The sequence below is a fragment of the Yeosuana marina genome, from assembly GCF_011762485.1.
Lineage (GTDB): Bacteria > Bacteroidota > Bacteroidia > Flavobacteriales > Flavobacteriaceae > Yeosuana > Yeosuana marina.
The window spans coordinates 256,903-270,695 of sequence record NZ_JAAKGI010000003.1; the positions used below are offsets into that span (position 1 = coordinate 256,903).

The following is a 13,793-nucleotide window of genomic DNA, read 5'->3' on the forward strand; positions in this document are numbered from 1 at the left end:
AAATATTATATATTTGCGCCGTTGTAAGGCAAAACTAAGGAAATGAGGGGACGGAAAGTCCCCTCTTTTTATAATAAAAATGTTTAAAACTACCGTAAAAGATTTACTTAATAAGGCTCTAGATGAGAGAACAGATTTGTTTCTTATCGAAATGTCTATATCTGAAGACAATAAAATTAAAATCATTATTGATGGAGATAAAGGCGTTAATGTCGATGATTGTATCTTTGTAAGTAGAGCTATTGAACATAACCTTGACAGAGAAGATGTTGATTTTGCATTAGAAGTAGCCTCGGCAGGAGCAACAGCTCCTATAGTTAACAAAAGACAGTATAATAAGAACATTGGGAGAAATCTTGAAGTTAAAACAGTTTCAGAAACTATAGAGGGCGTGCTTAAAGAAATATCAGAAGAAGGTGTTTCATTAGAATGGAAAGTTAGAGAGCCAAAACCAGTAGGAAAAGGCAAAGTAACTGTAAAAAAACAAGCTACTATAGCTTACGATGATATTGTAGCGGCAAAAGTGTTGATTAAATTTTAATTCAAAAAAAGAATGGAGAATATTGCGTTAATTGAGTCGTTTTCAGAGTTTAAGGACGATAAATTAATTGATCGTGTTACATTAATGGCTATTTTAGAAGATGTATTTAGAAGTGCATTAAAAAAGAAATATGGCGATGATGATAATTTTGATATTATTGTAAATCCAGATAAAGGAGATTTAGAAATCTGGAGAAACCGTGTAGTTGTTGCAGATGGAGAAGTTGAAGAGCCTAATCAGGAAATTTCGTTATCAGAAGCGCGTAAAATAGAACCAGATTTTGAAGTAGGTGAAGATGTGTCTGAAGAAGTGAAATTAGTAGATTTAGGACGTAGAGCAATTTTAGCGTTACGTCAAAATTTAATTTCTAAAATTCATGAGCACGACAACACAATCATCTACAAACAGTTTAAAGATTTAGTTGGAGAAATTTACACCGCAGAGGTTCATCACATTCGTCATAGAGCTGTTATTTTGTTAGATGATGAAGGTAATGAGATTATTTTACCAAAAGACAAACAAATACCTTCAGACTTTTTTAGAAAAGGCGATAATGTAAGAGGTGTTATTGATAGTGTTGAGCTTAAAGGAGCAAAACCAACTATTATTATGTCAAGAAGTTCCCCTGCATTTTTAGAAAAGTTATTTGAACAAGAAATCCCAGAAGTTTTTGATGGTTTAATTACTATTAAAAATGTAGTAAGAATTCCTGGAGAAAAAGCTAAAGTAGCGGTAGATTCTTATGATGATAGAATTGATCCTGTTGGCGCTTGTGTAGGTATGAAAGGGTCTAGAATTCACGGAATTGTTCGCGAATTAGGTAATGAAAATATAGATGTAATTAATTACACTAATAATTTACAATTATACATTACAAGAGCATTGAGTCCAGCAAGAGTAACTTCCATAAAAATCAATGAAGAAACCAAACGTGCTGAGGTTATTTTAAAACCAGAAGAAGTAAGTAAAGCGATTGGTAGAGGCGGACATAATATTCGTTTAGCAGGTCACCTTACAGGTTATGAAATTGATGTGTTTAGAGAAGGTGCAGAAGAAGATGTTGAGCTTTCAGAATTCACAGATGAAATAGAAAGCTGGGTTATTGAAGAGTTTAGTAAAGCAGGTTTAGATACGGCAAAAAGTATTTTAGAGCAAGATGTCGAAGATTTGGTTAAAAGAACAGATTTAGAAGAAGAAACAATTAAAGACGTTATTAGAATTCTAAGAGAAGAATTTGAAGAATAACATATATATTTGGAATAACACATATATTTGGTATATTAAAGGCAATTTATGGCTGAAACAGTTAGATTAAATAAAGTATTACGTGAATTAAATATCTCTTTAGATCGCGCCGTAGAATTTTTAGATTCTAAAGGCGTTGAAATAGAGAAGCGACCTACTACAAAAATTTCTGAGGAAGTATACAACATACTTTCCAATGAATTTGAAACAGATGCTAACAAAAAAGTAGCATCTAAAGAGGTAGGGGAAGCAAAGCAAAAAGAGAAAGAAATTTTACGTGAACAACGTGAGAAGGAACTTGAGGAAAAGCAAAAGGAAAGTGCCAGGAGAGAGGAAATCATAAGAGCTTCTAAAACAATATCAAAACCAAAACAAGTTGGTAAGATTGATTTAGAGCCTAAGAAGAAAGAACATGCAAGCACTGCCATACCAGAAGAAAAGGTTGAGCCTAAACCAAAAGAAGAGGTTAAGGCAAAAGTTGAAGAGATAGTTGAGGCAAAAGAAGAAATTAAGAAGGAAAAGAAAGAAGAGCCAAAACCTGCAAAAGAAGAAAAAGTTGTAGAAAGTAAAAAGCCAGAAGAGCCTAAAAAAGAAATTTTAAATAGTGAAGGAGAGCTTGTTCCAGATGAGCGTGTAGAAACTAAATATCAAAAACTTTCAGGGCCAAAAATTTCTGGTGATAAAATTGATCTGTCTCAGTTTAATAAACCTAAGAAAAAGAAAGAAGAGAAAAAAACAGACGCTAAATCCACTACTGACGGAACCAATAAAAAGAAACGTCGTCGTATAAGTAAAGTGGGGGGGCCTCAATCAGGTAATAATCAAAGCAGACCTGGAGGCCCTAACAAGCCAGGAACTCCTAATAAACCAGGAGGAAGAGGTAATGACAGATTTAAGGGAAATAGTGCAGGAGGAAGACGTTCTATTGTAAAAGAAGAACCTAGCGAAGAAGATGTTAAAAAACAAGTTAGAGAAACACTTGAAAAACTTCAAGGTAAATCTAGCAAAGGAAAAGGAGCGAAATATAGAAGAGATAAGAGAGATCATCACAGAGAACAAACAGAAATTGATCAACAGTTAGAAGCAGCAGAGAGCAAAGTCCTTAAAGTAACAGAATTTGTTACTGCAAGTGAAGTTGCAACGATGATGGATGTATCTGTTACACAAATTATTTCTGCGTGTATGTCTTTGGGAATGATGGTTACTATGAATCAGCGTTTAGATGCTGAAACACTTAGTATTGTTGCTGATGAGTTTGGATATCAAGTAGAGTTTGTAACCGCAGATATAGAAGAATCCAGAGAAGAAATTAAAGATGCAGAAGAAGATTTAAAACCACGAGCTCCTATTGTAACTGTAATGGGACACGTAGATCATGGTAAAACATCGCTTCTGGATTATATTCGTAAAGAAAATGTGATTGCCGGCGAATCGGGAGGTATTACTCAGCATATCGGCGCATATGGAGTAGAACTTGATAACGGTCAAAAAATTGCATTTTTAGATACACCTGGTCACGAAGCCTTTACAGCGATGCGTGCTCGTGGTGCTCAAGTAACAGATTTAGCAATTATTGTTGTAGCTGCAGATGATGATATTATGCCTCAAACTAAAGAGGCTATTTCTCATGCCCAAGCTGCTGGAGTTCCTATTGTATTTGCCATCAATAAAATTGATAAACCAGATGCAAATCCTGAAAAGATTAAAGAAGGACTGGCTAATATGAATTTGTTAGTTGAAGATTGGGGCGGAAAAATTCAATCACACGATATTTCAGCAAAACAAGGAACAGGTGTTAAAGAGTTATTAGAAAAAGTATTGCTTGAAGCCGAATTACTTGAGCTTAAGGCTAACCCAGATAAAGCTGCCAATGGAACCGTTGTAGAAGCCTTTTTAGATAAAGGTAGAGGGTATATATCAACCATATTGGTACAAGCTGGAACGTTAAAAATTGGAGATTATGTATTAGCTGGCCAGCACAGTGGTAAGGTAAAAGCAATGCATGACGAACGTGGTAATAATGTTATAGAGGCTGGTCCATCAACACCAGTATCTATTTTAGGTTTAGACGGGGCGCCTCAAGCGGGTGATAAATTTAATGTGTTCCAAGATGAACGTGAAGCAAAACAAATTGCTACGAAAAGAGCTCAATTACAACGAGAACAATCGGTTCGAACACAACGACATATTACGCTTGACGAAATTGGTAGACGTATTGCTTTAGGAGATTTCCAAGAATTAAATATTATTCTTAAAGGTGATGTTGACGGATCTGTTGAGGCATTGACAGATTCTTTCCAAAAATTATCAACAGAAGAAATACAGGTAAATATTTTACATAAAGGTGTTGGGGCTATTACAGAAAGTGACGTGTTGCTAGCATCAGCTTCAGATGCCATTATTGTAGGATTTAATGTTCGTCCAGTTGGAAATGCAAGAATGCTTGCTGATAGGGAAGAAATTGATATTAGAACCTACTCTATTATTTATGATGCCATTAATGATCTTAAAGATGCGATGGAAGGTATGTTATCTCCGGAGCTTAAAGAAGAAATTACAGGGACAGCAGAAATTAGAGAAATATTTAAGGTAACAAAAATTGGAAGTATTGCCGGATGTATGGTAACCAATGGAAAAATAATGAGAAATTCTGGTGTTCGTTTAATTAGAGATGGCGTTGTTGTATTTACTGGAGAATTAGCGTCTTTAAAACGTTTTAAAGACGATGTTAAAGAGGTTACTAAAGGATATGATTGTGGTATGCAAATAAAAAACTATAATGATATTAAAGAAGGCGATATTATTGAAGCTTTCCACGAAGTTGAAGTTAAAAAGAAACTTAAGTAATATTTAAATAGACAAATAAAAAAACCTTCAATATTGAAGGTTTTTTTATGGCTATACTTTACTAAAACTATTTTTTATTTGATTTCTTAGGCTTAAGAATCAATGCGTTTGGAAATTTTGTTTTAATGTCTCTAAAAGCCCTGTCAGCCTCTAAACGTGTGATAAAACTACCAGTCCAAATTTTAAAATTAGGATATTCGTACAATATTTTAGAGTCCCACTGAGAAAATGTTGAATTAAATTTAGATTGAGTATCTTCAGCTTCAGATCTATGACTACCAGAATATATTTGAATTTTATAATAATCAGTATCTGTTTTGTTAATTTCTTTCTTTAGATTCAATAAAACGTCTATATTTTTATCTTGATTTATTGTCACAGTTCCTTGTTGTGCATAGCTGTGGGATGTTAGTGATGCATAACAAAAGATAGCTATTAGTGTAAGTTTTAAATTCAATATTTTCATTTTTAATTATATTTTATGCAAATGTATAAGTTAATAACTTAATTGTAGTAGCTTTTATTATTTAGAATCCTTCTAAATTAATAAATATCGCTTAACTGCGTTTCGGTAATCGACTTTAAATATTATTTTTGCCTACGTTTTATAACTAGGTTTTTCTCTTTAACAAGAAAAAATCATACCAAAGTTTAGAAGTTAATTCAACCAATAATATGAGACAGGTGACTCACTGTAGATTAAACATGGGCTTTTTACGTTTAAGTTTAATTATTTTATTAGCGTTCTCAACCTCACTTTCAGCTCAGGAAGGAGATCCAGCAAAAGGGAAATCATTATTTAATGCCAATTGTGCAGCATGCCATCAACTTGATAAAAAGATGACAGGACCTGCTTTACGTAATATTGAAGAGCGTATAGCTAACGACGCAGGATTGGACAGAGAGTGGATTTATGCTTGGATTCATAACAGTGCTGGAGTTATTAAATCAGGAGATGCATACGCAAACAAGATCTATAATGAGTATGGCCAAACCGCAATGACAGCCTTTCCTCAATTATCTAACAAAGATATTGATGATATTTTAGCGTATACGGCTCAGAAAAAAGAAGAGCCTGCGCCAGCAGCAGCTCAACCAGCTACAACAGGCAATCAAAATCAAGATGGTTTTGCTATTTCAAATGATCTTATTTTAGGTGCTTTAGGAATTCTATTTTTATTATTGGCTATAGGCCTGTATATGGTAAACAAAACACTTCGTCGTTTTGCTGCCGTTAAAGGAATCGACTTACCAGAAACTCAAAGAACTCCGCTTTGGAAGGCTTTTGCTCAAAATCAATTTTTGGTATTAGTTACCGTAATTTTCTTATTGTTGTCGAGTGCTTATTTTGTGTATGGCTATTTGATGCAGATTGGGGTAGATCAAGGTTATCAGCCAGTTCAACCTATTCATTTCTCACATAAAATTCATGCTGGTGACAATGCAATTGATTGTAAATATTGTCACTCTTCAGCAAGAGTTAGTAAAACTTCAGGAATTCCTTCGTTGAATGTATGTATGAATTGTCATAAATCAATTTATGAATATAAAGGAGAAACTTCTTTAGAGTATAGTAAAGAATTTTACGATGGAGAAATTAAAAAACTATATGCCGCAGCAGGTTGGGATGATGCCAATCAACAATATACGGGAGAGTCTACACCAGTAAAATGGGTTCGAATTCATAATTTACCTGATTTTGTTTATTTTAATCATTCACAACACGTTACAGTTGCGGGAGTGGAATGTCAAACCTGTCATGGGCCAGTTCAAGAAATGGAAATTGTACAACAATTCGCGCCATTAACTATGGGATGGTGTATTGATTGTCACAGAACTACTAATGTTAAAATGAAAGACAATGGGTATTACAAAAAGATACATGAAGAGTTGTCTAAAAAATATGGTGTAGATGAGTTAACTGAAGCACAAATGGGTGGTTTAGAGTGTGGAAAATGTCATTATTAATTTATTTAAGAAGTAATTCAATTATATAATATGTCATCAAACAAGAAATACTGGAAAAGTGTTGAAGAGCTTAACGAAAACAGCTCTATTGTTGAGGCGCTAAAACAAAACGAGTTTGTCGAAGAAATTCCTACTGATGAATTTTTAGGTAATAAAGATTCTTTAAGAGCTTCTTCAACAACACGTCGCGATTTCTTAAAATATGTAGGTTTCAGTACAGCTGCTGTTTCATTGGCAGCTTGTGAAGGTCCTGTTATTAAATCAATACCTTATGTAGTGCAACCAGAGGAAATTATTCCAGGTGTAGCAAATTATTATGCGACTACTATTGCAGACGGTTATGATTTCGCAAGTGTTTTAGTAAAAACTCGAGAGGGTCGTCCAATTAAAATTGAAAGAAACACCTTAGCTCTTGCAAACGGTGGAGCCAATGCAAGAGTTAATGCGTCAATTTTAGGGTTGTATGATAGCCTAAGAGTTCAAAATCCTAAAAAAGAAGGAAGTGTTATTTCTTGGGATGAATTAGACACAGATGTTATTAATAAACTGAATAGTTTAAAAGAGTCAGGTAAAGAGATTGTTTTATTAACTCAGACGTTTGCTAGTCCATCAACAAGTAGATTAATTGCAGAATTCAAGGAGCAATATGGCAATGTACGTCATGTCGTTTATGATGCTGTTTCAGAATCATCTACTTTAGATGCTTATCAAGCAAAGTATGGTGAACGTGCTTTACCTAATTACGATTTTTCTAAAGCAGAAACTATTGTATCTATTGGAGCTGATTTCTTAGGAGATTGGCAAGGAGGCGGATTTGATTCTGGATATTCTAAAAGCAGAATACCACAAAACGGTAAAATGTCGCGTCATATCCAGTTTGAGTCAAATATGTCTTTAACAGGTGCTAATGCAGATAAGCGTGTGCCTTTAACGCCTAGTGAGCAAAAGATAGCTTTAGCTAAATTATATAGTTACGTAGTTGGTGGCTCTGTTACAGGAAACTTACCAGAAGCTGTTGAAGAAGCCGTTAAAAAGGCAGCGTCTCAATTAAAAAGAGCTGGCAGTAAAGGGGTTGTAGTTACAGGAATTCAAGACTTTAATGCACAAACTGTTGTGCTTGAAATTAACGAGTACTTAAATAGTAAAGTTTTTGATAAAGCTACACCAATAAAATCTAGACAAGGTAGTGATAAAGCTGTGATGACTTTAGTTGCAGATATGAAAGCGGGAAAAGTTGGAGCTATTATCATGAATGGGGTTAATCCATTATATACATTACCTAATGCTTCAGATTTTGCTGAAGGACTAAAAAATACAGAATTATCAGTTGCGTTTTCAATGAAAGAAGATGAAACGTCTGCTGAAGCTCAATATATAGCAGCTACTCCTCACTACTTAGAGTCATGGGGTGATGCTGAAATTAAAAAAGGACACTTCGGCTTAACTCAGCCTACTATTCGTCCATTATTTAATACAAGACAGTTTCAAGAAACGTTATTGAAATGGATAGGGAAAGACATATCTTATCATGACTACATTAAGGATACTTGGGGAACCAGTATTTTAAATGGAAATCCATTCAATCAAGCATTACATGATGGTGTCTTTGTTGGAGCAATTGCTACCGAAACAGAAGATACAACAACAGCATCTAACGAAGGCGAAGCTGAAACACCATCAGGAGATGCAGCAAGAGCGTTAGCTGCATCAGCAAAATCTGCTCCTTTAGAGTTGACTTTGTATACTAAAATAGGAATGGGAGATGGTCAACAAGCCAATAATCCTTGGTTACAAGAGTTTCCAGATCCTATTACAAGAACATCTTGGGATAACTACTTAACAATTTCAAAATTTGACGCCGATGCCTTAAATTTAGAAAACAAGCATGTTTCAAATGGAGCATTAAATGGTAGTTACGCAAATGTTACTGTAAATGGAGTAACGCTTAAAGTGCCTGTTATTATTCAACCGGGTCAAGCAAAAGGATCTGTTGGTTTAGCTTTGGGATACGGAAGAACATCTGGTTTAAAGGATGAAATGAAAACGGGTGTTAATGCATATAAATTATACCAAAATTTTGATAATATACAAGACGTAACTGTTGAGTTAACTTTTGGTGAGCATGAGTTTGCTTGTGTGCAACTACAAAACACAATGGTTGGTAGGGGTGATATCATAAAAGAAACAACCCTAGAAATTTTTAATACTGAACATAAAGAACACTGGAATGAAAAGGAAGGTGTAAGTTATGATCATAATGAAATTGCAACAACGGATAAGAATGCAGATATCTGGTTAGGGTATGATACCTCTATTGGACACCATTTTAACTTATCAATAGATTTAAATGCCTGTACAGGATGTGGTGCTTGCGTGATAGCTTGTCACTCCGAAAATAACGTGCCTGTTGTAGGAAAAGAAGAAGTGCGTAAATTTAGAGATATGCACTGGTTGCGTATAGACCGTTACTACTCATCAAATGATACATTTAAGCAAGAACAGGAAGATTTAGAAAACCTACCTGCTTTTGAACCATATACAAGAATTGAAACCCAGTCTTACGACAATCCAGAAGTTGCGTTTCAACCAGTAATGTGTCAACACTGTAACCATGCGCCTTGTGAAACGGTATGCCCAGTAGCAGCCACGTCTCATAGTAGGCAAGGTCAAAACCACATGGCATATAACCGTTGTGTTGGTACACGTTATTGTGCAAATAACTGTCCGTACAAAGTACGTCGTTTCAATTGGTTCTTATATAACGAGAATGATGAGTTTGATTACTATATGAATGATGATTTAGGACGTATGGTTTTAAACCCAGATGTTGTTGTACGTTCAAGAGGGGTGATGGAAAAATGTTCTATGTGTATTCAAAAAACTCAAAAAACTATTTTAGACGCTAAAAGAGATGGACGTGAAGTAAAAGATGGGGAATTCCAAACGGCTTGTTCTGCTGCATGTAATAATGGAGCCATGGTATTTGGAGATGTTAATAATAAAGATTCTAAAATTGTAGAAAAGGTTCAAGACGATAGAATGTATCACCTACTGGAAAGCGTTGGAACCAAGCCTAATGTCATGTATCAGGTTAAAGTGAAAAATACAACAGAATCATAAAAATTTGAATTAAGATAATTATTTAAAAATATGTCGTCACATTACGAAGCACCTATAAGAGAACCTTTAGTTATTGGGGAAAAATCCTATCATGACATTAGTGTTGATGTTGGAGCGCCTGTTTTAGGAAAAGCAAATAAATCTTGGTGGATAGTATTTACTATAGCACTAGTTGCCTTTCTTTGGGGATTAGGTTGTATTATTTATACTGTTTCTACAGGTATTGGAGTTTGGGGATTAAATAAAACTATCGGTTGGGCTTGGGATATTACCAACTTTGTATGGTGGGTAGGTATCGGTCACGCAGGAACACTTATTTCTGCGGTACTATTATTATTCCGCCAAAAATGGAGAATGGCTGTAAACCGTTCTGCTGAAGCCATGACTATATTTGCAGTTGTTCAAGCTGGATTATTCCCAATCATACATATGGGACGCCCTTGGTTAGCTTATTGGGTTTTACCTATACCAAACCAATTTGGATCCCTATGGGTAAACTTCAACTCACCGTTGCTTTGGGATGTGTTTGCAATTTCAACATACTTATCAGTATCATTAGTGTTTTGGTGGACAGGATTACTTCCAGATTTCGCAATGATTCGTGATCGTTCAGTGAAACCATTTCAAAAGAAAATATATACGTTATTAAGTTTTGGTTGGTCTGGTCGTACTAAAGACTGGCAACGTTTTGAAGAAGTATCTTTGGTATTGGCTGGTTTAGCAACACCATTAGTACTTTCTGTGCATACTATTGTATCATTTGACTTTGCTACATCGGTGGTTCCAGGTTGGCATAGTACTATTTTTCCACCTTACTTTGTGGCTGGTGCTATTTTTTCTGGATTTGCAATGGTGCAAACATTATTAATTGTGATGCGTAAAGTATCTAATCTTGAAGATTATATTACATTGTTGCATATTGAATATATGAATAAAGTAATTCTGTTAACTGGCGGTATTGTTAGTATCGCTTATATTACTGAATATTTTATTGGATGGTACTCTGGAAGTTCATACGAAAACTATACATACTTATCGTATGGAGCCGCTACTGGACCATATTGGTGGGCGTTTTGGGCATTGATAACCTGTAACTTTATTGTGCCTTTAACCTTATGGGTTAAAAAATTAAGACGTAATATTATGTGGACTTTTGTTGTGGCATTAGTCATAAACATTGGTATGTGGTTTGAGCGTTTTAATATTATTGTGGTTGATTTAAGTAAAGGAAGAACTCCATCTGGATGGACCATGTTTCAACCTACATTTGTCGATATAGGAATATTTATAGGAACAATAGGTTTTTTCTTTGTATTATTTTTACTGTATGCAAGAACATTTCCTGTAATTGCACAAGCAGAGGTAAAAACAATATTAAAATCTTCTGGACAACGATATAAAAGAATAAGAGAATCAGGTGAGAGTTTGGCTGGAGCAGCTATAGATGAAAGAACATCTGGAAAATATGTTTCAGGAGAAGACGCTAACCAAACAAAAAACAACGAGTAGCATATGGAAGCTTCAAAAGTAATTCACGCTATTTATAACGATGATGATATTTTAATGGCAGCCGTTAAAAAAGTGAAGGCCGAACGATATCATATTGAGGAAATATTTACACCTTTTCCTGTACATGGATTAGATAAAGCAATGGGGTTAGCCCCAACACGTATAGCTATTGCATCATTCTTATACGGATTAACAGGTTTGACTGTTGCAATTGTAATGATGAATTATATGATGATTGAGGACTGGCCACAAAATATTGGTGGTAAACCAAGTTTTACATATTTTCACAATATGCCAGCTTTTATCCCTATCATGTTTGAACTTACTGTATTTTTTGCTGCGCATTTAATGGTGATTACCTTTTATTTAAGAAGTAAAATATGGCCATTTAAAAAACCAGAGAATCCTGATCCAAGAACAACAGATGATCACTTTTTAATGGAAATTCCTGTGGATGGAAATGAAGAAGATCTAAAAAAGTTACTTTTAGAGACAGGTGCTGTTGAAATAAATTTAGTTGATAAAGCCCATTAATGAATACTATGAAAAGCTTAATTAAAATATTAGTAATATTAGTCGTTTTAGTATCGTTTACATCTTGTAAAAAAGATTCGGTGCCCAATTATCAATACATGCCTAATATGTATCAGTCCGTAGGATACGAAACATACAGCGAATCTAAAGCCTTCGCCAATGGAGTTGAAGCACAAGTGTCTCCTGAAGGGACTATTGCCAGAGGACACAGCCTTTTTGAATATGAAAACTCAACAGAAGGCTATAATTTAGCAAAGGAAACCTTAAAAAGTCCGTTGGATTCAACACAAGTTGATTTAGACAATGCTAAAGTTCTGTTTGATATTTATTGTGCTATTTGCCATGGAACAAAAGGTGATGGACAAGGAAATTTAGTTAAACGTGAAAAAATCTTAGGAGTTCCTAGATATGATGATCCAGCAAGAGCTATTGATGAAGGTAGTATCTATCATGTAATTTATTATGGTAAAAATGCTATGGGATCATACAAAAATCAGCTAAGTGAAAAAGAACGCTGGGAAGTTGTGGCCTATGTGTTAGATTTAAAACAAAAGCTTGAAGGAACAAAATAAGTTTTAAAAGCAAAATTAATAGTAATAAAAAATAACCTGCATTATATATTTTTAGTATGTACAAGCTATCTGGTAAATTAAAATTATTTTCTATCGTTCTTATGGTATTAGGACTTGTGGGCTTAACTTATGGGTTTTTAAATACGCCATCAACGGTTGAAGATGTAAAGGAAATATTGGCTGCACAAGAAAGCCATCATGGAGGAGAAGCTGCCATGTCTGAACATGAAGACACAAATAAAGAAAGCTTTGTAGATCAAGCTCGTGGTGAAGAAGGTTTTGCAGATGCCACCATGGAACATCATGAACAGCAAATGGACGAACAACATCATGGTAATCACCTTGAACATGTTCTGCACCAGTTGCAAACAAAACCATGGTCAGCAACTTTGGTCTCAGCATTTTTCTTTTTTATGATTGCTTTGGGAGCGTTAGTCTTTTATGCTATCCAATATGTCGCTCAGGCAGGATGGTCTCCAGTATTGTTTAGAGTTATAGAAGGTATTACCTCATATTTATTACCGGGTTCTATTATTGTTGTGTTAATTGTACTTTTAGCAGGAACACATTTTTATCCTTGGCAAAATGAAGAATTGGTTGCAGGTGATAAAATATTACAAGGAAAATCAGGATTTCTCAATTTTCCATTTTTTGTAATTAGAGCTATAATTTATTTACTAGGATGGAATTTATATCGTTATTTTTCTCGTAAAAATTCAGCTCAAGAATCGGCAACAGATTTAAAGCCTTATCGCAAGAATTTTAAAATATCAGTATTTTTCTTATTGTTTTTTATTGTTACTGAATCATTAATGTCTTGGGATTGGTTTATGTCTATGACACCGCATTGGTACAGTACATTATTTGCTTGGTATGTGTTTGCTAGTATGTTTGTATCAGCGATTACAGTAATTGCATTAGTAACCATATATTTAAAAAGTAAAGGACTAGCGGATTTTATAAACAACAGCCACTTACATGATTTGGCAAAATTCATGTTTGCGTTTAGTATTTTCTGGACGTATTTGTGGTTTGACCAATTTATGCTTATATGGTATGCTAATATGCCGGAAGAAGTAGTTTATTTTGTGTTACGTATTCAAGAATATAACTTATTATTTTTTGGTATGTTAGTTTTAAATTTTGTATTTCCTATTCTAATATTGATGAATAGTGATTTTAAAAGAGTCCCATGGTTTATTGTTATTGCCGGAATAGCAATTTTAGTTGGCCATTATATTGATATATTCTTGTTAGTAATGCCATCTACAGTTGGACTTAACTGGTCATTTGGAATTACTGAAATAGCTAGTATTAGTTTCTTCTTAGGTTTGTTTATATTAGTTGTTGGTACCGGGTTATCAAAAGTAAAATTACATCCAGAAGGAAATCCTTTTATAGAGGAAAGTGAACATTACCATTATTAATTAAGATTTAAATAAAGACGAACGATAACA

At 34.4% G+C, this 13,793-nt stretch carries 10 protein-coding genes; 9 read left to right on the plus strand and 1 reads right to left on the minus strand.

The genetic code is table 11. The features are described from left to right. The first annotated feature begins 79 nt into the window (after positions 1-79). From rimP to infB, 3 genes are read left to right on the plus strand one after another with little or no spacing between them, the layout of a single operon-like run. Positions 80-541, plus strand: coding sequence for a ribosome assembly cofactor RimP (rimP, locus tag G5V56_RS05770; protein ID WP_166962782.1), 462 nt, complete (start codon positions 80-82; stop codon positions 539-541). Positions 542-553: 12 nt separating this feature from the next. Next, the gene (gene nusA, locus G5V56_RS05775) at positions 554-1,786 is read left to right on the plus strand and encodes a transcription termination factor NusA (protein WP_166962784.1); all 1,233 of its coding nucleotides are present in this window, start codon (positions 554-556) and stop codon (positions 1,784-1,786) included. 48 nt (positions 1,787-1,834) lie between these two features. Beyond that, positions 1,835-4,633 carry a translation initiation factor IF-2 gene (infB, locus tag G5V56_RS05780; protein WP_240911229.1) on the plus strand — a complete coding sequence of 933 codons (2,799 nt, stop codon included), beginning with the start codon at positions 1,835-1,837 and terminating at the stop codon, positions 4,631-4,633. Between the two features lie 67 nt (positions 4,634-4,700). Here the strand turns inward: infB and G5V56_RS05785 are convergent, their stop codons facing one another. Then, complete coding sequence (locus tag G5V56_RS05785; RefSeq protein ID WP_166962786.1) at positions 4,701-5,099, minus strand: SPOR domain-containing protein; 399 nt, start codon at positions 5,097-5,099, stop codon at positions 4,701-4,703. Between the two features lie 209 nt (positions 5,100-5,308). Between G5V56_RS05785 and G5V56_RS05790 the strand changes: the two genes are divergently transcribed. The 6 genes from G5V56_RS05790 to G5V56_RS05815 are packed head-to-tail and all read left to right on the plus strand — an operon-like array spanning position 5,309 to position 13,763. Further along, positions 5,309-6,601: a cytochrome c3 family protein gene (locus G5V56_RS05790; RefSeq protein ID WP_166962787.1), complete on the plus strand. Its 1,293-nt coding sequence runs from the start codon at positions 5,309-5,311 to the stop codon at positions 6,599-6,601. A 30-nt stretch (positions 6,602-6,631) separates the two neighbouring features. After that, entirely contained in the window at positions 6,632-9,721 is a 3,090-nt protein-coding gene (locus G5V56_RS05795; RefSeq protein WP_166962789.1) for a TAT-variant-translocated molybdopterin oxidoreductase, read from the plus strand. 30 nt (positions 9,722-9,751) lie between these two features. Next, positions 9,752-11,230: an NrfD/PsrC family molybdoenzyme membrane anchor subunit gene (gene nrfD, locus G5V56_RS05800; RefSeq protein WP_166962791.1), complete on the plus strand. Its 1,479-nt coding sequence runs from the start codon at positions 9,752-9,754 to the stop codon at positions 11,228-11,230. Between the two features lie 3 nt (positions 11,231-11,233). Continuing rightward, a complete protein-coding gene (locus G5V56_RS05805; protein WP_166962793.1) occupies positions 11,234-11,764 on the plus strand; it encodes a DUF3341 domain-containing protein in 531 nt (176 codons plus the stop codon). An 8-nt stretch (positions 11,765-11,772) separates the two neighbouring features. Continuing rightward, the gene (locus tag G5V56_RS05810) at positions 11,773-12,336 is read left to right on the plus strand and encodes a c-type cytochrome (RefSeq protein ID WP_166962795.1); all 564 of its coding nucleotides are present in this window, start codon (positions 11,773-11,775) and stop codon (positions 12,334-12,336) included. 56 nt (positions 12,337-12,392) lie between these two features. Next, positions 12,393-13,763 (plus strand): quinol:cytochrome C oxidoreductase, encoded by a 1,371-nt coding sequence (locus G5V56_RS05815; RefSeq protein WP_166962798.1) that lies wholly within the window; start codon positions 12,393-12,395, stop codon positions 13,761-13,763. Positions 13,764-13,793 lie beyond the last annotated feature (30 nt).

Coding starts and splice junctions, on each gene's coding strand:
- rimP (WP_166962782.1), top strand. CDS start 80: ATGTTTAAAACTACCGTAAAAGATTTACTTAATAAGGCTCTAGATGAG.
- nusA (WP_166962784.1), top strand. CDS start 554: ATGGAGAATATTGCGTTAATTGAGTCGTTTTCAGAGTTTAAGGACGAT.
- infB (WP_240911229.1), top strand. CDS start 1,835: ATGGCTGAAACAGTTAGATTAAATAAAGTATTACGTGAATTAAATATC.
- G5V56_RS05785 (WP_166962786.1), bottom strand. CDS start 5,099: ATGAAAATATTGAATTTAAAACTTACACTAATAGCTATCTTTTGTTAT.
- G5V56_RS05790 (WP_166962787.1), top strand. CDS start 5,309: ATGAGACAGGTGACTCACTGTAGATTAAACATGGGCTTTTTACGTTTA.
- G5V56_RS05795 (WP_166962789.1), top strand. CDS start 6,632: ATGTCATCAAACAAGAAATACTGGAAAAGTGTTGAAGAGCTTAACGAA.
- nrfD (WP_166962791.1), top strand. CDS start 9,752: ATGTCGTCACATTACGAAGCACCTATAAGAGAACCTTTAGTTATTGGG.
- G5V56_RS05805 (WP_166962793.1), top strand. CDS start 11,234: ATGGAAGCTTCAAAAGTAATTCACGCTATTTATAACGATGATGATATT.
- G5V56_RS05810 (WP_166962795.1), top strand. CDS start 11,773: ATGAAAAGCTTAATTAAAATATTAGTAATATTAGTCGTTTTAGTATCG.
- G5V56_RS05815 (WP_166962798.1), top strand. CDS start 12,393: ATGTACAAGCTATCTGGTAAATTAAAATTATTTTCTATCGTTCTTATG.